The sequence below is a fragment of the Luteibacter sp. NPDC104163 genome, assembly GCF_055584245.1.
In genome coordinates this window covers 1-18,698 of record NZ_JBVJMK010000013.1, presented here as the reverse complement: position 1 = coordinate 18,698, position 18,698 = coordinate 1, and the positions used below count along the sequence as shown (strand labels likewise).

The 18,698-nt window shown below is 61.2% G+C and carries 19 protein-coding genes and 2 pseudogenes; 14 read left to right on the top strand and 7 right to left on the bottom strand.

What is annotated here, in order from left to right; all coding sequences use genetic code 11:
• The first annotated feature begins 33 nt into the window (after positions 1-33).
• From ACZ6YI_RS15535 to ACZ6YI_RS15525, 3 genes are all read left to right on the top strand, one after another.
• Positions 34-510 carry a DUF421 domain-containing protein gene (locus ACZ6YI_RS15535; protein ID WP_465779448.1) on the top strand — a complete coding sequence of 159 codons (477 nt, stop codon included), beginning with the start codon at positions 34-36 and terminating at the stop codon, positions 508-510.
• Positions 511-619: 109 nt separating this feature from the next.
• Positions 620-1,267, top strand: a complete 648-nt coding sequence (locus tag ACZ6YI_RS15530; protein WP_465779447.1) for a hypothetical protein — start codon at positions 620-622, stop codon at positions 1,265-1,267.
• Between the two features lie 598 nt (positions 1,268-1,865).
• Positions 1,866-2,156, top strand: a complete 291-nt coding sequence (locus ACZ6YI_RS15525; protein WP_465779446.1) for a hypothetical protein — start codon at positions 1,866-1,868, stop codon at positions 2,154-2,156.
• On the opposite strand, the gene ACZ6YI_RS15520 is transcribed toward ACZ6YI_RS15525, so the two are convergent.
• The gene (locus tag ACZ6YI_RS15520) at positions 2,153-3,271 is read right to left on the bottom strand and encodes a catalase family protein (RefSeq protein WP_465779445.1); all 1,119 of its coding nucleotides are present in this window, start codon (positions 3,269-3,271) and stop codon (positions 2,153-2,155) included. The two genes, ACZ6YI_RS15525 and ACZ6YI_RS15520, sit on opposite strands and share 4 nt — an antisense overlap.
• Between ACZ6YI_RS15520 and ACZ6YI_RS15515 the strand changes: the two are divergent.
• Positions 3,232-4,338, top strand: a pseudogene (locus ACZ6YI_RS15515) (glutathione-independent formaldehyde dehydrogenase); the annotation flags it as partial. The gene ACZ6YI_RS15520 and the pseudogene ACZ6YI_RS15515 sit on opposite strands and share 40 nt — an antisense overlap.
• A gap of 563 nt (positions 4,339-4,901) precedes the next feature.
• Entirely contained in the window at positions 4,902-5,126 is a 225-nt protein-coding gene (locus ACZ6YI_RS15510; RefSeq protein WP_465779444.1) for a hypothetical protein, read from the top strand.
• Positions 5,127-6,554: 1,428 nt separating this feature from the next.
• Here ACZ6YI_RS15510 and ACZ6YI_RS15505 read toward each other — a convergent pair.
• Positions 6,555-6,686 (bottom strand): annotated as a pseudogene (locus tag ACZ6YI_RS15505) (manganese catalase family protein); the annotation flags it as partial.
• Positions 6,687-6,896: 210 nt separating this feature from the next.
• On the opposite strand from ACZ6YI_RS15505, the gene ACZ6YI_RS15500 reads away from it, so the two are divergent.
• The 6 genes from ACZ6YI_RS15500 (at position 6,897) to ACZ6YI_RS15475 (ending at position 11,530) form a co-directional block, all read left to right on the top strand.
• Positions 6,897-7,406: a ferritin-like domain-containing protein gene (locus tag ACZ6YI_RS15500; protein WP_465779443.1), complete on the top strand. Its 510-nt coding sequence runs from the start codon at positions 6,897-6,899 to the stop codon at positions 7,404-7,406.
• A gap of 18 nt (positions 7,407-7,424) precedes the next feature.
• The gene (locus tag ACZ6YI_RS15495) at positions 7,425-7,922 is read left to right on the top strand and encodes a YciE/YciF ferroxidase family protein (protein ID WP_465779442.1); all 498 of its coding nucleotides are present in this window, start codon (positions 7,425-7,427) and stop codon (positions 7,920-7,922) included.
• A 141-nt stretch (positions 7,923-8,063) separates the two neighbouring features.
• Positions 8,064-8,231, top strand: coding sequence for a hypothetical protein (locus tag ACZ6YI_RS15490; protein WP_465779441.1), 168 nt, complete (start codon positions 8,064-8,066; stop codon positions 8,229-8,231).
• 4 nt (positions 8,232-8,235) lie between these two features.
• Positions 8,236-10,308: an FdhF/YdeP family oxidoreductase gene (locus ACZ6YI_RS15485; RefSeq protein WP_465779440.1), complete on the top strand. Its 2,073-nt coding sequence runs from the start codon at positions 8,236-8,238 to the stop codon at positions 10,306-10,308.
• A 21-nt stretch (positions 10,309-10,329) separates the two neighbouring features.
• Positions 10,330-10,530 (top strand): hypothetical protein, encoded by a 201-nt coding sequence (locus tag ACZ6YI_RS15480; RefSeq protein WP_465779439.1) that lies wholly within the window; start codon positions 10,330-10,332, stop codon positions 10,528-10,530.
• 712 nt (positions 10,531-11,242) lie between these two features.
• Positions 11,243-11,530 carry a hypothetical protein gene (locus ACZ6YI_RS15475; protein WP_465779438.1) on the top strand — a complete coding sequence of 96 codons (288 nt, stop codon included), beginning with the start codon at positions 11,243-11,245 and terminating at the stop codon, positions 11,528-11,530.
• 311 nt (positions 11,531-11,841) lie between these two features.
• Here the strand turns inward: ACZ6YI_RS15475 and ACZ6YI_RS15470 are convergent, their stop codons facing one another.
• The 5 genes from ACZ6YI_RS15470 to ACZ6YI_RS15450 form a co-directional block, all read right to left on the bottom strand.
• Positions 11,842-12,558 (bottom strand): hypothetical protein, encoded by a 717-nt coding sequence (locus ACZ6YI_RS15470; protein ID WP_465779437.1) that lies wholly within the window; start codon positions 12,556-12,558, stop codon positions 11,842-11,844.
• A gap of 1 nt (position 12,559) precedes the next feature.
• Positions 12,560-13,054: a hypothetical protein gene (locus ACZ6YI_RS15465; protein WP_465779436.1), complete on the bottom strand. Its 495-nt coding sequence runs from the start codon at positions 13,052-13,054 to the stop codon at positions 12,560-12,562.
• Complete coding sequence (locus tag ACZ6YI_RS15460) at positions 13,032-13,880, bottom strand: TIGR04255 family protein (protein ID WP_465779435.1); 849 nt, start codon at positions 13,878-13,880, stop codon at positions 13,032-13,034. Before ACZ6YI_RS15460 ends, ACZ6YI_RS15465 begins: the two co-directional genes overlap by 23 nt.
• A 112-nt stretch (positions 13,881-13,992) precedes the next feature.
• On the bottom strand, positions 13,993-14,793 hold the full coding sequence (locus ACZ6YI_RS15455; RefSeq protein WP_465779434.1) for a hypothetical protein: 801 nt from the start codon (positions 14,791-14,793) through the stop codon (positions 13,993-13,995).
• A 2-nt stretch (positions 14,794-14,795) separates the two neighbouring features.
• The gene (locus ACZ6YI_RS15450) at positions 14,796-15,221 is read right to left on the bottom strand and encodes a Panacea domain-containing protein (protein WP_465779433.1); all 426 of its coding nucleotides are present in this window, start codon (positions 15,219-15,221) and stop codon (positions 14,796-14,798) included.
• 473 nt (positions 15,222-15,694) lie between these two features.
• Between ACZ6YI_RS15450 and ACZ6YI_RS15445 the strand changes: the two genes are divergently transcribed.
• Genes ACZ6YI_RS15445 through ACZ6YI_RS15435 form a run of 3 tightly spaced genes read left to right on the top strand, consistent with a single transcriptional unit; the run spans position 15,695 to position 18,546 of the window.
• The gene (locus ACZ6YI_RS15445) at positions 15,695-16,708 is read left to right on the top strand and encodes a two-component system sensor histidine kinase NtrB (RefSeq protein WP_465779432.1); all 1,014 of its coding nucleotides are present in this window, start codon (positions 15,695-15,697) and stop codon (positions 16,706-16,708) included.
• Positions 16,701-18,101 (top strand): nitrogen regulation protein NR(I), encoded by a 1,401-nt coding sequence (gene ntrC, locus ACZ6YI_RS15440; protein ID WP_440328791.1) that lies wholly within the window; start codon positions 16,701-16,703, stop codon positions 18,099-18,101. The genes ACZ6YI_RS15445 and ntrC overlap by 8 nt, the downstream gene beginning before the upstream one ends.
• Complete coding sequence (locus ACZ6YI_RS15435; RefSeq protein ID WP_440328793.1) at positions 18,091-18,546, top strand: GNAT family N-acetyltransferase; 456 nt, start codon at positions 18,091-18,093, stop codon at positions 18,544-18,546. Before ntrC ends, ACZ6YI_RS15435 begins: the two co-directional genes overlap by 11 nt.
• Positions 18,547-18,698: the final 152 nt, after the last annotated feature.

Here is an 18,698-nt window from a genome sequence, read left to right as displayed (position 1 = left end):
TGGGCGTGAAGGACCTGGCCGGAGGAGCATCTGATGAGCGATATCCTGACCCTTTCCGCCCCGTGGTGGACGTTCCTGGTCCGCGGCGCTGCCACCTATCTCATTCTGCTGCTGCTCATGCGCCTGGCCGGCAAACGCAGTTTCGGTGAGTTGTCGGCATTCGATGTCGTCGTCATCGCCCTTGCCGGCGGCACCCTGCGCACTGCGATCATTGGCGACGATCACGGCATGCTGGGGCCGTTCCTTGGGGTTGCCGGCATATTGGCGACGGACAAAACCATCGCCTGGGCGTGTGCGCGCTCGGCATGGTTCAACCGCTTGATGGAAGGCTTTCCGACCCTGCTGGTACGCGACGGGAAGCGGGACCCGGCGGCGATGCGCGGACAGAGCCTCACTGACGCAGCACTGGACCGGGCGCTCCACGCGGCCGGCCTCGAGGATGAGCGGGACGTGCTCATTGGCCGTCTGGAGCCGAACGGGAAAATTACGCTGATACGACGGTCTCGCTAGGGCCTTCCACGCGATCGCGGGAAGGCACGGGCTGCATCCGTTTCTGCACTTTCAACGTATTTAGGAGGCTGGGTCGGGCAGGTCACGACAAGGCTGAGGGGGAGCAGTCATGAGCGGTCACGCCTGGCATAACCCAAATCCGGAGATGATCATGATTCCTAAGCTTGCTCGTCTGCCCCTCCTCACGGCCGCCCTCGCGCTGGGATTCGCCGCGCCGACCTTCGCCGCACCCACGGTGAGCACCTATGCGGGAAGCACGACGGTGACGTTATCCCCCGTGCTTTTGAATGCCCTGACCTCGTTGGGCGTGAAACCAAGTCGCCAGTTCCCGGGTGAATTGGGCGGTGCCACCGCCAAGTTTCCGATCCCGGCGGGGCAAATTGACCTGGGTACAGCCAAAGGCGAGATCGTGCATACCGGCGGTCTCAACCTGAAAGCTGGCGCGACAACAGTTAGCCTTACTGACTTCGTCATCGATACGACGGGACCGGCGCCGGTCCTGACCGGGCTGGTCACGGCTAATGGTGACCTCGTCGGCCGCCTGCCGTTGTTCGACATCACGCTGACCAGCAATCCGGTGATCAAGGGCACCGGCGTTGCCGGGTCGGTGACGATCAATGGGGCATCACTGGCGTTGAGTGCGCAGGCTGCTGATGCGCTCAATGGTGCGTTTGGTGTGACTGCGTTCGCGCAGGGTATTCCCGTGGGGACTGCTACGGTGTCGGCTGTTACGCGTAATCCGGCGTACATACCTTGAGCGAGTGATGTACCGACGGCGTGCCCGCCGTGCGATGTTGCTCCATGTGTCCGTTCGTCTCACACCTTGCGTGTGGGGCGAACGGACTGCTCACGCACAGCACGATTTGTCTTACAGACAACGCAGAAGCGTTTTGTTAGGGTGACCTCGTTGCCTCGCCGGTCACGAACTACCGAGGCAACCACCGCCATGGCGGTGAGAGTCGCGAGGCAGGTGTGCGCTAACACACCTACCTCGCTAACCAAACCAACTGACAAAGAGTTGATTATGGCTACCCTTGATCATACGGCTTTCGCTCGCCCGCCGAATCCCCCCGGCGACACCCCACCGGTCCACGGGCCGCCTGCATAAGCCGCAGGCACGGTTGAAGAACCGCGGCGACGCCCATCTTTGAGGCAATTCTTGATCGAACGAGGCAGGCATAACGCCTGGCGCACCTCATCGGCGGTCGACGTCGTAAACACGTCATCAATCAAGCCACCCGGCGCCTGGACACAGGCAGCCGGTGAACCCGCGATCGTATGGTCCGTGGCATGGCAGGTCTGTGCTTGACTGTTGTGCCACGTTAGATCGCGACCGGCGCAGTGTGGAGAAGGCAATGAGCGAAACAGATCTGAATCTCGCAAGCGGCGAGCACCCGGGAGCGCGAGGCGGTGAACCATCGATACACGAGCTTTTGAATGAGGCAACGATCTGGATCAATTACGCTCGAGGTGTCACGGTGACACTTGCGGACCTCGTCCATGAGGCCGAAGGTATCGAAGGCCAGCATCTGGCTTTGTCGCTGGAGGCGGTCGCGGCGATGATGCGAACAGGTGCCGAAGGTGTCGCTCGAGCCCACGCCAAGTGGGTGTGGGAGAGCCGGTTAGAGCATTCGGCAGGCTCCTAGCCGGGTGACCGGGCTGCGAGCAAATCCTGCAGGGAGGTGGGCTCCCGGACCGGCGTTCCGTTCCGCTCCCTTCGGATGCGGGACATGGTCTCGTATGCCACCCGCCGTGCCCGCATGATTCCACCGAGCGGCTGATGCGCGGCCAGGGCGTGCCAGGGGTTGAACGAGGCTGCGTCGTCGATGGCCCGGATTTTCTCCGCGTCCCATGCCGCCTGGGGAGGCACGGTGAGCGTCCCGACAACGCGATACGGGCTCTCGTCCTCCGGCCAGGGCACCGACGCGTCCTCGATAGGCATCTTCTCGGGATCGGTCATGAGCTGGGCCCGGATTTCCCAGGTTCCGCCCGATTCACGGAAGAACTTGATCACTTCCTCCCGCAGCCCATCGGGGCGGTCGTGAAGATCGACAGGTGCGCCCGTCAGAGCCGTGAGTTCCGCGGAAACCGGGGCGAACGAGATCTTGGCGACGTAGTCGCCGAACCTCAGTGGCACCTGGGTGAAAAACGTCTCGCCGAGGATGTGCGTTTCAGGGTGACCGCCCATGGTGAGCAGCGTCGGGCTCTTCCCGCCGACACCTTCGACGGCCTTTTCCACCGCGCGCAATGTCGAAGACAAGGCGCGCTTCAGCGCTTCGCCCTTATCGGTGGTGGCGGCGAGAAGCTTGAGCGTGCGAAGGAAACTCTTCGCGTCGGGTTTGGCGAATGCCGGGCCATTGACCATCACGAAATCCTGGGTCCGACCCTCGCGTGATGCCGCAAGTCGCTCGCCATCGACGCCTATGATCTTCACGGCCATCCCGCGCGGCAGCGAGACGTTGTCATCAAGCACGTCACCCGCGGGAGTGGACAGGCGGACCACGGCGTCGTACGTGCCGGACGACGCGAACATTCCCTGCGCGAGCTCGGGCGGCAGCCCGTCGGCCACGGTGATAGATCCAACCAGCAACCCGTGGCCCTTGGCATGCACGCTGCGCAGCGCCTGATGGCCATGGGCATACGTGGTGTCACCGATTTTCTCCAGTTGCTCGACCAGGTCGGCGTGTACGTCAGCCTCGTCGTCGGCGATCTGTTCAAGGGATGGCGAGTAGCGGACGGGGAAAGCGGTCTCGGGCTTCATGGCTGTGCTCTGGCTTGGATCGCTCCATTTCGTCGCGTCCCGGGTCGCCGTACGGTGAATGCGCCGTGGTGGGATTTGAATTAGCGTGTGTGTGTGACGAAGCATGTGCGCGGAGCCTCTTCACGGAAGTGGACGTCTGTTCACCGGCCGGGGACGTGCGCCTGCACCTGTATTGGCGAAGGTGTGGCTGTCCCCACCCGCCTGGAGTTGCCATGAAAGCGCTGGTTTACAACGGCCCGAAAGATGTCGCGGTCAAGACCGTCCCGGATGCGAAGATCGAAAAGCCCACGGATGTGCTGGTACGCGTCACGACCACGAACATCTGCGGGTCGGACCTTCACATGTATGAAGGCCGCACCAGCGTCGAGCAGGGCAAGATCCTCGGACACGAGAACATGGGCGAGGTGATCGAGGTGGGTAACGCGGTCGATCGCGTCAAGGTTGGCGATCGGGTCGTGCTGCCGTTCAACATCGGCTGCGGCTTCTGTCGCAACTGCGAGGCGGGTTTGACGGGCTTCTGCCTGACCACTAACCCGGGCAGTGCGGGCGCGGCTTATGGCTTTGCCGACATGGGACCCTACAGTGGTGGCCAGGCTGAGCTGCTCCGCGTGCCCTACGGCGATTTCAACTGCCTCGTGCTGCCGGAGGATGCGACGGAAAAGGAACTCGACTATGTGCTTCTCTCCGATATCTTCCCTACCGGCTGGCACGCCACCGTGCTGTCTGGCCTGCAGCCCGGGGAGAACATCGTCATCTACGGCGCCGGACCCGTCGGGCTCATGGCCGCGCTCTCCGCGCGCATCCAGGGTGCGTCTGAGGTGATCGTTGTCGACCGCCACCCCGACCGGCTGAAGCTTGCAAAGGAGCTTGGGGCTACCGTGGTCGACGACTCGAAAGGCGACCACGTCGGTCGGATCCTCGAGCTAACCAAGGGCGGTGCCGACCGGGGTTGCGAGTGCGTGGGCTACCAGTGCCATGACCACCACGGCCATGAGCGACCGAACGCGACGATGAATGACCTGGTTGCCTCGGTTCGCCCTACTGGCGGCTTGGGTGTCGTAGGCGTGTTTGTTCCGAAGGATCCTGGTGCAGAGGATGAGCTAGCCAAGGAAGGAAAGATCGCCTTCGACTTCGGCAGTTTCTGGTTCAAGGGCCAGTTCATGAGGACGGGGCAGGCGAACGTAAAGCACTACAACCGCCAGCTGTGCGAACTCATCCACCGCGGTAAGGCCGAACCGTCAGACATCATTTCCCATGAGCTCGGCCTTGAAGAAGCACCGCAGGCCTATCGAAATTTCGATGACCGGAAAGATGGCTGGACGAAGGTCGTCCTGCATCCAGGCAAGTGATCGGTTGTTAGCCCCTACCGCGGGTGGGGTCGGCGTGCGGCTTCGGGTCGGGGGCCGGGGCAGTTTCTGGACTCGTATGAGCAGGCGTCCCCGCCTCCCTGAAGCAAAACGCCCCCGCTGATGGACGGGGGCGAGTGCTGGGCGCGGGGGGATGGGGTGACGCCAAGCGGGCGGAAGAATGCGGCCGACGGCGTCGGCAATCCGTGATGGCGCCGCGCGACCTTGCGACTTTTGGGGATGGCATGCACGATCGACCCTGAGAAGAGGGCCGGAGTGCACGCATGGCTGAGTTCACCGGTGAATACGACGGGTACAGCTACGTCGTGATGTGGGATAGGGCGGCGCCCGACGTTGCGATCTGGACCGCGCAGGTTCGCAAGGGCGATGAGTCGGTTGCTCGCCCACACGGTCGGCTTCTCAAGGCCGACAAGGCCGATGGCGACGTGAGCGCCGAAGTGCAGCTCGCGGTAGAGTGCTCGATCCGGGCCGGCCTGGGTGCCGGCTGAATAAGCGGCGCGGGTTAACTTCGGTACTATCCAACCGATATCCACTGCGGGGCCCATTGCATGACAGAGGAAACGCTGGCCGGCGCCCATTGGGCAGTGATCGAGCCCAGGGAGGCAAGGGGCCTGTCAGGTCATTGGACGGCAAGCTGGGCGATATATACCAGTCGCGAATTGGCACAGAGCAGCAAGCCGGTCGCTTCGGGTGGGGTGGCAACTTTCCCATCAGAACGTGAGGCGATCGAAAGAGCGACGCTCGACGCCGAACGCACGGCAGCGGTTATGAGCGGAACGTACCGCCGCTGACTCCGGTCAGCCGCTGACCACACATAAGCCTTCTTCGTATGCGTTCCCCCACGTACCGCGAGCGCGGCAAGTAGAGGTTGGGGTTGGCCGAAACTTGGTCTGAAACCTCTGTGTGAAATTTCGACGCGGCCATTTTACACGCCGAACATGCGTTGATTCTGCATTCCTATTCTCCAGAACACTTGGTTTCGCCGGAGCACTTCGGAGGAGTGCGGAGATGGGGAATCAGTCTCTCGTCGCGCTGGCGATAGATTTAAAGAATGCAGCTCTGGAGATGAACCGGGCAGCGGTCGCTGGGGACTTCGATGGCGCGCGATTCTGGGCGTCGCACATCGCGAGGCAATCCGCTTGCTCCGGTCAACTGGACTTACAGGCTGCCGCGTTGCGCGTCGTGCTGTTACTTGGCCCTTCGAGCAGCGAACCCACGCTGGGATTCGGCAATGCAATGCTTGAGCTAGCGGAACTGCTAATCCGCTTCGGCGAGAACGCCCCAAGGTCGGAAAGTCGTACTGGTAGCGGTCAATTCAACTGATTGCGCAGCAACCATGCTTACCGAGTCGACACCTCCTCGATACCGCCCAAATGGCCTTCACACTTTCTTGCGCCCCGCCAGTATCAGCTGTGCTCTGGCTCCGCAGGGTCGGAGTTCCTCATGGGCGTACGGGTAAGAAGCATGCGAACAGTCGGATGGGCGGTCGTAGAAAACGAGAACGAGCCGGTGTTGCTTATTGAGGAGCGGGGCTCTCGGGTTATCCACTATCCCGGCGGAGCTAACCTATGCTCAGAATGCGACGACCTTCCCCATTTCCTGGCTAAATTGACCGCGCAGGGCTTCGTGGTCGTCAAGTCGGGGATCGGCGCCCCGGAAGCGGGCTGTGTCGCCTAAAGCATGAAAAGGCAGGCGCAGCAGCCGCACCCGTAACCGGGTCACGGGCCGGCGCCCCGCGTGCTGCAGAGGCTTCCACGGCTTCCTGCTACTTGCCGTTCAAGGTGACCGATGCCTGCCCGTCACCGTCGTCGACGGGAAGCGCCTCCTTCTCAGGAACCGCTGTCTCGCTAAAGCCCTTGCCCTCACACCATGGCCCGGTGGTGTCGCCTCAGCAATGTTGAAGCGCAAGTCGGCGGCGTAACGCACCGCATGGCGGCAGCGCGCTCGCCCCGCGGACCTCCAAACTGCTCTAAACGAAGGTTGGCAAGGGCAGGGTTTGTTTCGCCCACCCGCACCGTGTACTGCAATCGTTTGTTGTGATTGAACATGCGCTGGCTCCTTCAGTGGCTGGCCAACGGACACTGGCGGTGCGTGTGTGCATGGGTTGCTTTAACGCTGTGATTTAACCCTGACGCGCGTGAGACGAGCTCTCGGAAAACACATTCGTGAGGGGGAACGCAGATTCGATTCACGCACGCAAGAAATCTTGTTGATGGGTGCTCTCCCAAAATTCCGAAACCTCCAAACGGGATACATCCATGGCCGAGCTTCGGGAAAACCTTATTGACTGGCTGCGCGACGCCCATGCAATGGAGCAACAGGCCGAGCACATGCTCAAGGCCCAGGCGGCGCGCATCGAGCACTACCCCCAGCTGAAGGCACGCATCGAGCAGCATCTCCAGGAGACGCTTGGGCAGCAGAGGCTCGTTGAGGCATGCCTTGCGCGCTATGACACGAAGCCGTCCGTCACCAAGGACGCCATGGGCAAGATGATGGCCTTCGGCCAGGCCATCGGTGGTTCGGTCAATTCCGACGAGATCATCAAGGGAGCCATCGCCGGCTACGTGTTCGAAAACCTTGAAATCGCGACCTACACGACGTTGCGCGCTGCGGCCCTTGCCGAAGGCGACGCCGAGACCGTGCAGGCCGTGGATGAAATCCTTCCCCAGGAGCAGGCCATGGCGGAGTGGCTGCTCAATCATCTCCCGGAGCTGACGGACGACTTTCTGGCCCGGGATTCAACCCCCCACGTTGAAGCCAAACGTTAAACAACCGGAGACAGCACCATGGCTGTGAAAACCCTTGAAGACCTGTTCATCCATGAACTTTCGGACATCTATAGCGCTGAAAAGCAGCTGACAAAAGCCTTGCCGCGTCTGGCCCGTGCGTCATCGAGTCCGGACCTGCAAACGGCATTTGAATCCCATCTGGAAGAAACGCAAGGACAGGTCGAGCGAATCGACGAAATTGTCGAACTCCTCGGCATTCGGCTCAAGCGCATGAAGTGCGCAGCCATGGAAGGCCTTGTCGAAGAAGGCAAGGAGGTCATCGATGAAATCGAAAAGGGCCCGTTACGGGACGTCGCTCTCATCGGCGGCGGCAACCGGGTCGAGCACTATGAGATTGCAGGCTACGGTGTCCTCATTGCCCTGGCCAACCAGCTTGGCTACACCAAGGCCGTGCCGCTTCTGCAGGCGACCCTGAAAGAAGAAAAAGCGGCCGACGAGAAGCTCACCTTGCTCGCCGAGCAGATGGGCAAGCAGAAGGCCGCCGAAAAGGCCTGACTTGATTCTGGACCACCACATGCAGCGGGCGCCTCCGGGCGCCCGCGTGCTGTCAGAGCCGTCATCCAACCGCGACACTTCGGGGCCTCCCGGTTCACGGCACACCGCCTATGGCGACGTTTTCCGTCAGGAGTGCCGCCCATGAAAGCCGTCGTCTTCCATGGTCCCGGTGATATCCGTCTCGATGATGTGCCGGAGCCCACGTTGCAAGCCGACACTGATGCCATTGTCCGCCTGACCAGTTCCGCCATCTGCGGCACCATCGCCGCAGCAGAGCATCACAGCGCGACGAAGGCGCGCGCTAGGTAGGAGAATGGTGATGGCATCCGGTACTGATGAGGTCGGCTCCGCCCCGCCCGAGGAGACAGCCGGCGGATGGGGTTCCGTATCCGGCATGGAGAAGGTCTACGCCAGGGAACACCCAAAGGGCGCTCTGGAAACCCTAAGGCGGCAGAACAAGCCGCGGGGATTCATGTGCACCTCGTGCGCCTGGGGCAAGCCCGCAAGCCCGCATCTTTTTGAATTTTGCGAGAACGGCGCTAAATCGACGATATGGGAGCTGACCACCGATCGCTGCACGCCGGCGTTTTTCCAGGATCACACCGTCAGCGAACTACGCACCTGGTCGGACCACGACCTCGAAATGGTTGGCCGACTGACCGAGCCGCTACGCTACGACGCGTCGGCTGACCGGTACGTGGCCTGCACATGGGATGAGGCTTTCGAAGGCATCGGTCAGGCATTAAAAAAGCTGGCGCCCCCGGAAGCGGTATTTTATGCATCGGGCAAGGCGTCGCTCGAAGCATCGTACCTTTACGCACTCATGGCGCGCGTCTATGGCAACAACAACCTTCCCGACAGCTCGAACATGTGTCACGAGACGACATCGGTTGGCCTTAAAAAGGTGACCGGCTCGCCCGTGGGGACGTGCGTCCTTGAAGATTTTGAACATTGCGATGCCATCTTCTACTTTGGGCAGAACCCCGGCTCCAATAGCCCGCGCTTTCTTCATCCACTGCAGGACGCCGTGAAGCGCGGTTGCAAGGTCATCACCTTCAATCCGGTGCGCGAAGCTGGCCTGCTGCATTTCATCAATCCGCAGAACCCCATGCAGATGGTCACCCAGACGCCAACGGAGCTATCGCACATGTACCTCCAGGTGCGGCCCGGCGGTGACATTTCTGCACTAATGGGCATCTGCAAGCACGTGTTGGCGCGAGACGCTGCGCTACGTGACTCGGGCGGCGAAGGGCTTATCGATCGCGCTTTCATCGAAGAACATACCTCGGGCTTTCATACCTTCGCCGAGGCTGCCATGCAGGCATCGTGGGAAGACATCGAACGGCACTCGGGACTCAGCCAGTCCGACCTCGAGGCCGCGGCAGACGTCTACTGCGAGGCCGGGAATGTCATCGGTGTCTACGGCATGGGACTGACCCAGCATGTCCATGGATCGCAAAGTATCGGCATGCTGGTCAACCTGCTATTGCTGCGCGGCAATATCGGACGCGAGGGCGCCGGGATCTGTCCGGTGCGCGGTCATTCCAATGTGCAGGGTCAGCGCACGGTCGGCATTTCCGAAAAGCCCGAGCTAGTGCCGCTGGATCGCCTCGCGGAACTATTCGCGTTCGAGCCACCGCGCGAAAAAGGCCGGACCACGGTCGAAGTGTGCGAGGGCGTGCAAGACGGGTCGGTCAAGGCGTTCGTCAGCCTCGGCGGTAACTTTGTGCGCGCGATACCCGACCGTGATGCCATGGAACCGGCCTGGCGGAGCCTGGACCTCACCGTCTACGTCGCCACCAAGCTTAACCGTAGCCACGTGGTGCACGGCAAGGCCAGTTACCTGCTGCCGTGCCTCGCCCGTTCGGAGACCGACGTCCAGGCGGGTGTTCCGCAAGCCGTGTCCATCGAGGACAGTTTCAGTCACATCCACGGTTCCATGGGACACGCCACACCGGCCAGCCCGCACCTGCGTTCCGAGACAGCCATCGTGGCCGGCATCGCGAACGCTGTGCTGCCTGCGCATCCGAAGCGCCCCTGGCTGACCTGGAGCGGCGATTACGCGCGCATCCGGACGTTGATCGAGGCGACCTACCCGGATATGTTCCGCGACTACTCGGCGCGGATGTTTCATAACGGCGGCTTCTACCGGGGCAACCCCGCCCACGAGCGCCAATGGAAAACGGAAAGCGGCAAGGCGGAATTCACCACGCCCACTGTCCAGACTGCCCTGGGCATCGGTGACGCGGAAGGCAGGCTGCACCTCATCACCATGCGTTCAAACGACCAGTTCAACACCACGATCTATGGATTCAGCGATCGCCTGCGTGGGCTGGAAGGCTCACGCATGGTACTTTTGATGGCACCGGACGATATCGCCGGTTAGGGCCTGCTGCCCGGCGACGTGGTGACCCTGGTCACCGATGCAGGCGATGGCGTGACGAGGGAAGTGGAGGGCCTCACGGTGACGGCGTTTAATCTTCCCAGGGGCTGCGTCGGCGGCTACTACCCCGAGATGAATCCGCTGGTCCCACTCTGGTATCACGACGAGGCGTCGAAGACGCCGGCGGCGAAGGGCGTACCCGTACGAATTCGGCGCGGGGGCTAATTCGTCCGGAGCAGGAAGTCACTGAGTTCCGCAGCAGCGCCTGAATACTTTTCTTTGCCGAGTGCTGGCGCTAGTAGGCTGGCTCGATACGCGCACGCATTCGTCACCCAACCAGCCTAACCCGCAGCAGCGAAAGCAACTCCACTGCGGCGCCAGTCGTGTCGCGCCGGAGGACAAAACGCTTGCTTCCCAGGGCTGTCGCTTACGCACAGCACGATTTGTCTTACAGACAACGCAGAAGCGTTTTGTTAGGGTGACCTCGTTGCCTCGCCGGTCACTAACTACCGAGGCAACCACCGCCATGGCGGTGAGAGTCGCGAGGCAGGCGTGCAGCAACACACCTACCTCGCTAACCAAACCAACTGAAGAAGAGTTGATTATGGCTACCCCTGATCATACGGCACTCGCTCGCCCGCCGAATCCCCCCGGCGACACCCCACCGGTCCACGGGCCGCCTGCATAAGCCGCAGGCACGGTTGAAGAACCGCAGCGACGTCCATCTTTGAGGCAATTCTTGATCGAATGAGGCAGGCGCTACGCCTGGCGAACCTCATGGACGGTAGACGCCCGCAAACACGTCATCAATCAAGCCACCCGGCGCCTGGACACAGGCAGCCGGTGAACCCGCGATCGTATGGTCCGTGGCATGGCAGGTCGGTGGTTGACTGTTGTGCCACGTTAGGTCGTGTTGGTGTGGCAGCGGAGGGAAGGTATGAGGGATTTTGATTTCAGCACTGCGGGCGCGAGCCGGGGCGAGGTTTCGGCCGATGAGCCGACGGTGCATGAGCTTTTGAATGAAGCGACAGCTTGGCTGCAGTATGCCCGGGGAGTCTTGGCTACCTTGGCTGACCTGGTCCATGAAGCTGAGGGTATCGAGACGAAGCAGTTGGCCTTGTCGCTGGAAGCGGTCGCGGCGATGATGCGGACGGGAACTGAGGGCGTTGCGCGTGCTCATGCTAAATGGGCTTGGGAAATCAGCCGCGAACGGCCGATGACCTAAGATATGGAAGTGCCTGGCATGACATCCTCTGTACGGCACCGTCGGGCAACTGCAATGCAGTCAGTATCGAATGTGCGCGACAGAAATGGGCAAGCGTTCTGGTCGGCCATTCAAGAGTCATGACACATACGCGATGCTGTGGACGCCTCGGTCGCCTGAGAGCCTGTTGGCCGCTGACCGGGTCCACCTTCGAGGCCAGGCCATACGCCATTGAAAGCGATTCGTCTGCATCCCCTTCTACGATTGAGATCTTGCTCCAAGCCTTAGTCGGGCTATCGATCGACTGCGTCAAGAATGGGACAATCGGTCACTTAGATCGCGGCGAGTGTCGCGCGCGCGACGCCAGCAGGTCCTTGCGCGTCGTTATAGGCTACTGGCCACGTCACCCTCGGCATCGCTGCGATCGCGGCGACCTCAACAGGAAGCAGCCGCAAGCCTAACGGTGCCGAGTTGCGGATCAAGACCGCACGCTCAGCCAGAGTGTCTGCGAGGGCGTTGTCCCCAGCTTGCCGGCGCCCAAGCGAAATGTGATCAAGAAGATCGGCCAAGTCATTCGCCCATTGCACGTTCGCTGGAGAACTGATCCAAGTGGTTTCGTCTATGAGGTTGATGCGTGCTCCACGCAGTATCTCCACGACGAACGAGGCGCATGTCAGTCCGGTGGAATTCGCTGGAGGCGTATATATGCCGTTCGCGGCAAAGCTCCCTTTCGCTGCAACGAAGTCAATGCCGTAGTCGACAGCGTTGTTGATCGATGAAAGCCATTTGACAACGGACCGGACATACACGGCAAGTTGCTTGCGTACCAACGGACTTAAATCAAGCGTCTCGAATAGCCAGCCTGCGGCCTTAGCGCCTGCTGGCTCTAGTTTTACGTTGTGATGGCCATCGAGGTGATAGACCATCGCATTGCCCTGCTCGTCATAAAAGCCAATGCCTGTATGTCCCTCGGGGGTGCGGGCGCGAGACAGCGTCACGACGACTTCGTCTGCAGTGAAGGCGATTGGGTTCAGTGGAGCTAATGCCATTCTAGATCATTCCGAAAAGCGCATCTTCAGGCAGTTTTCGCTCCCGCTCCAAAGCGGCGGTAGCAATACGGATCGCTCGGTCCCAACCAGGCAGCTGGCTTTCCCATGACGAGATGCAACGGAGTAGCATCGCAAGATGCTCACCGTTTACCTCCACCGGATCAACCAAAGAAAGATCAATCGACGACGGTCCGCCCGCGCGAATTGCGGCGAAAGCCGCGTCGGCAGTCATTTGTAGCGCAGCCGAGTCGACGGGAGCGTATTTAGCGCTTATCCACTTTAGCCACGGTTGCGTGACCAGTGCATTCTTGGTCTCTCGGTAGAGGTAACCCCACACGTTTTCGTTCACGCCCTCGGTTCCGTCGAGCTGATACGCGTTTCCATAGCCAGGGACGCTTAGCGTGGCGATGTGGTACATCCTCGCAGCGGTAACCATGCGCTCACCACTGATGGAGCTTTCAACCTCGGCATAATCAAGCAGGGTCGAGAGCGACATGCAACTTCTCCTTTATGCTACGCCTGAACATTGCACCGGCATGTTCGTGAAGTACAGCTAGGTTACGTTTGAGCTGATCTTCGGAATACGCGATGTCCCGTATGTCGTCAGAATCTGTTGAAAAGTCCGCATCGATTAGGAAGACGGTCTTTGTTGGGTCTAAGACAGCACGAAGGAGCGCGCTCTGAAGTGTGAGCGCGCACTCGTCGAGCTTCACGATCGCTTGCGTTAGCGAGGCCGATACGCTTTCTTCGGGAATTACAGCATCATCAGCAAACACACCTTCAGCAAGTGCGCCTAGCAAGAAGGGTTCGATGAACGTGTGCCAATGCTCGCCAGGTCGACCAATTTTTTCTCGGTCAATGACGTCTTTATAGCGGAGACCTAGGCGAACCGCTTTGGCGCCAGGGAACCATTTTCCGTACAGTTCAACCAGCTCGGTGAATCGCGGCATGAAGTCCTGCCAGCCGCTGTACGTTGTACACGTCAGTGAAATTGATTCTTCGTTGAAGGCGACCGACCAAACGCCATCTGCGCTAGTGCTGGTGTACGACGGCCGGAGTGTGGCTTGTTGCGGGTCTGCAACAGCGGCTCGTTCACCCTCAGTGTTGGCCGATTGTTCGGCCGCAACTGCATGACCAGCAATGTTGATATGAATGCTGAGCGGCGCGTTTATACGAGCAATTGGATAGCCCGCGGTCCTGAGATCACTAACGAAGCCATCTGGGTCGATGAGATCGCTACCGCGCAAAAATCTCGCTTGGCAGATGACCTCGGCCAGAGGGTTATTCTTGTAAACCACACGATCGAAATGTTGAATTCTCATAGTATCCGTGTGACTAGGACTGCGTACGACCGCTGGTTTAGACGTGCGTCGATATGGATTCGGCTTCGACCGAGTTCATCCCTGTCGAGCGAACAATAGTCTTCCTAGCATCTCATAATCCCAAGGGCTGGTCAGCTACTGCGCTTCGGGCCTGAGCGCCATTAACTGGAACCGGCGGCACAACAGGCAGGTCCACCGCACTTTCGCCACCGAGATTTCGCTTGTAGTTTCGGAGGGCTTCCTTCGCCGCGCCCACACTTGCGCGGTGCTCCAACAGCTCGTCCTCAGTGAGAATTCGAGCCTGCCAATCGTCCCGTTGCTTTTCCATTACAGCAATCTTGACCGGAGCATTAACGCCGCCAGGATTAATGGCAACGGCATGATCAAGCATCCAGGTCGTAGCAAATATGGCATCTTTGACGGAGGGCGGGCCATCACTCCAAAAGACCTCACGCATCAAACCGAGGAACGGATCAATAATCGTCTGCCCGCTGCCCATTGATACGTACCACAGGTTCTGGTTCTTAAACTCGGGCTGAAAGTCTGCTGTTGCGAACTCCACAAGATGACGATCACGTTTGCACGGGAACGCCATTAAAGCCCCGTATTGGTGCATGGGAGCACCAGTCGTTTGAAAGTCCCTGACAGTGGTGCTAGTAATCAGACTAGTCATCGCGAACGCGTCTAAACCGGAGAACCTGTTCGCCGCCCACAGACCGCGAACGTGCGCGCAAAAGCGCTGACCAAGGCCAATCTGTCCAGTTCCCGCGATAATGATCCGATCGTCAACGATCTCTATCTTCATTACCGGCTGCTCGATGGTCCTTTGTCCCCCTGCCGTGGAGGAAGTGGCTGCACTGTCGGCACCAATTACCACTCCATCCTTGCAATAAATTCCTACAAGTGCTGTCACGGTCAGCCTCGAAATACGCTGTTGGCTCTCATTTCCGGATAAGTTTTGTAAATCGATGAAACAAGCTCGGTGAAAGATACCCTTTGGACAAATTGAGCAACTTCGATTATGTAATTTGCATAAGCGGGGTGCAGCGTATTTACAATTTCCTGGGCATTCGCATACCCAGCGGCCGTGAGACTGTATCGGCGTTCCTTGCCGTAACCCGATGCCTCGCCTAAACCCTGGAACTCAAGGCCGGAAAATGCGTTGTACACGCCCACGTCAAAAGGGCCGTAGTCGTATGGAGCAAAATCAAAGAACGGCCCGCCTAGCGGTTCGCCGATGTTCCTATCAATTAAAAACATCAGCTTCTGAAGCTGCACTGGCGAGAAGTCGGGCCGCGATCCGGAAGCCAGGGCCGCCAGCAAAATTTCTTGTGGCTTCATGGGCTTAAGCTCGTGTTGGGCGCTTTCATCATTCCCTGCCGTGGTAACGTGACCTCATCCTAATCTGAAGCAAGAATCATGCCTATGCATGGTTTCTTTCGTGTCAGATCTACTTTGTCATGAGCAATATATACGGAAATCAACCAGTTGGTTATACGTGCGCGCAGCGCGTTCAACGTCCAGTCAAATACTTCATATGCGGCGTCCGTCAATACGACGACACTAGCGGCCGCGCAGCGCCGCAGGTCGACTCTCGGGCGGCATGGCGAACTACTTGCCAAGATCGGAAGTTCCAGCGTCCCTTGCATCCTGACCCGTCCAATGCTGGATTGCGCAGCCGTCACGAGCCATGTGACATGCCTTGAGCCGCACGCATCAGACGCAAGGGCGGGGAGTGGCCTTCATTTTAAGAAAGCGTACCCCTAGGAATCCCTCCAGTTGCACCGCAACAAAACCCTCCCTAAATTGGTGCAATGCATGCACCCGATCAGGCTGAACTCCTAACCCTTCTCGGCACCGGCCTGGCGGTCGTGGGCGCGGACCTGCGTGTCGCGTGGATCAACCCGGCCCTGGGCGAGATGCTGGATGTCGGCCCCCGGACGGCGGTCGGCCAGCTCGTGGGCCAACTCATCCGCGAGCCCAATCTGGCTGCTCAGCTGGCCCGCACCACCTCGGAGGCCCGCGGCTTCAACCTCCGCGCCATCACCTTCGGCACCGCCCGCGGCCGGGACATCACGGCCGACCTGGCGCTCCAGCCGATTGGTGATGGGCGGGTCCTGATCGAAGTCCACCCGCTGGCCCCTGACCTCAGCGTCACCGAGACCCCCCTCTCCGCGACCCTCCGTGGCTTCGCCCACGAAGTGAAGAACCCGCTCGCTGGCCTGCGTGGTGCGGCGCAGCTGCTGGAGCGCCGGGTGGCGGATGACGACCTCCGCTCGCTGGCGGCCATGGTCATTGCCGAGGCGGACCGCCTCGCTGCTCTCGCCGATGGTCTGCTCCGCCATGGCGGCGCCGCGCGCATCGGCCCGGTGAACATCCACGAATTGCTGGAACGTCTGGAGGGGCTGGTGACGGCGGAGGCGAATGCGCCGGCCGTGCGCCACGACTACGACCCGAGCCTCCCGGACGTGCTCGGCGACAACGACCGCCTCCTGCAGGTCTTGCTCAACCTCACCCGCAATGCCATTGAAGCCGGCGCGCGCACGCTCACGCTGCGCACGCGCATCGAACACGGGGCGCGCCTTGGCGATCGCACGGTGCGTGCGGCTTTGCGCGTGGACGTGACGGATGACGGCCCGGGTGTGCCGGACGAGCTTCGCGATGTGCTGTTCCAGCCGCTGGTCAGCGGCCGCCCCGACGGCACCGGCCTCGGGCTTGCGCTGTCGCGCGAGATCGCGCTGGAGCACGGCGGCGACCTGCGTTACGTGAGCCGCCCCGGTGACACCGTGTTCTCCCTCTACCTCCCCATGGAACGCCCGCATGAGTGAGATCTGGATCGCCGACGATGACCGTGGCGTGCGCTTTGTCCTGGCCGAAGCATTGCGCGATGCCGGCCACACGGTACGCGAATTCAGCGCCGGCGATGCGGTACGGGCCGCGCTAGAAGAAAGCCGCCCGGCCTTGCTCGTCACCGACGTGCGCATGCCCGGGGAGAACGGTCTTCGGCTGCTTGAAGACCTCACGCGCCGGAATATCGGCCCGGTGATCGTCATGAGCGCCTTCACCGATGTAGCCACGACGGCCGCGGCCTATCGCGCCGGCGCGGCGGATTACCTGGCCAAGCCGTTCGACCTGGACCAGGCCGTGGGCACGGTCGAGCGCGCGCTCGCCGCGGCGAACGAAGAAGTCAGCATCCCGGTGCAGCGCACCGACGAGCACGCGCTGATTGGCGAGAGCGCCGCGATGCGCGAAGTCTTCCGCCTGATCGGCCGCGTGGCGGCAAGCGACCTCAACGTGCTGATTACGGGCGAAACCGGTACGGGTAAGGAGCTGGTCGCCCGCGCCCTGCACGAAGAAAGCGCCCGGGCCGGCAAACCGTATGTCGCACTGAACACCGCGGCCATTCCCTCCGAGCTGCTGGAAAGCGAACTCTTCGGCCACGAAGCAGGCGCGTTCACCGGCGCGACGCGTCGCGTGGCTGGCCGCTTCGAGCAGGCCGACGGCGGCACGCTGTTCCTCGATGAAATCGGCGACATGCCGCTCGGCCTTCAGACGCGTCTTCTGCGTGTGCTGGCGGGCGGCGAGTTCTACCGCGTGGGTGGTCGCGAGCTGATGCGCGGCAATGTCCGCATCATCGCCGCCACGCACCAGGACCTCGAATCACGCGTCGCGCAAGGCCTGTTCCGTGCCGACCTCAAACACCGCCTCGATGTCGTCCGCATTCCGCTGCCATCGCTGCGCGAGCGCCGTGGCGATGTTCCGCTGCTCGCAAAGCACTTCCTCGCGAAAGCCGCCGCGGAACTGAACCTGCCGGTGAAGCGCTTCTCGCGCGGTGCCATGAAGCTGATCGAACAGCGCGACTACCCCGGCAACGTCCGCGAACTGGAAAACCTCTGCCGACGCCTCGCCGTCATCTCGCCGGGCGTGGAAATCCAGAGCGCCGACCTCGGCGCGCTGCCGCCGCGTGGCACGCGCACGGGTGAGTGGACCGACGCCCTGCGCGCCTGGGCACAGGACGCCTTGGCCCAGGGCGAGCCGGATATCCACGCGCGTGCCCGCGAAGCCATGGACAAGACCCTGTTGCAGGCCGCGCTGGTCGCCAACGAAGGCCACCGCCAGCAGGCAGCCATCGCCTTGGGCGTCGGCCGCAATACCCTGACACGCAAACTGGGCGCGTCGCGCAAGCGGCGCCCATCACCGGACAACAATCATGACGCTTGAAGTACGCCGCGCCGCCGTCGAAGACGCGGACCACATCGCCCGCTGGAACATCGCCATGGCTTGGGAGACCGAGGAGAAGCGGCTCGATCCCGAGACCATCGGCCGCGGCGTGCGCGCGGTGTTCGATGAGCCGCGGCGCGGGTTCTATCTCGTGGCGGAACTCGATGGCGCGCCCGTGGGTTGCCTGCTGGTCACCTACGAATGGAGCGACTGGCGTTGCGGCGACTTCTGGTGGGTACAGAGTGTCTACGTGGCGCAGGAGGCGCGGCGGCACGGGGTGTTCAAGGCCATGTACCACCATGTGAAGGCGATGGCTGAGGGTGCCGGGGCGGTGGGGTTGCGGCTTTACGTCGAGACGGAGAATGCGCGGGCGCAGGCGACGTATGGTGGGTTGGGGATGGAGCGGTGCCATTACTACATGTATGAGGCGCCGCTGGTTTCGTAACCCCGCTGCTTATCTTTTTTGTGGGAGCGCGCTCGCGCGCGATGGGTGCTTGCCGTAACGCCATCGCGCGCAATGAGGTGACCCCCAAAAGTTGGACAGCGGGGTCAGGCGGCTAGGGCCTGGGTCCGGTATTCAACCGGACTCAGGCCATT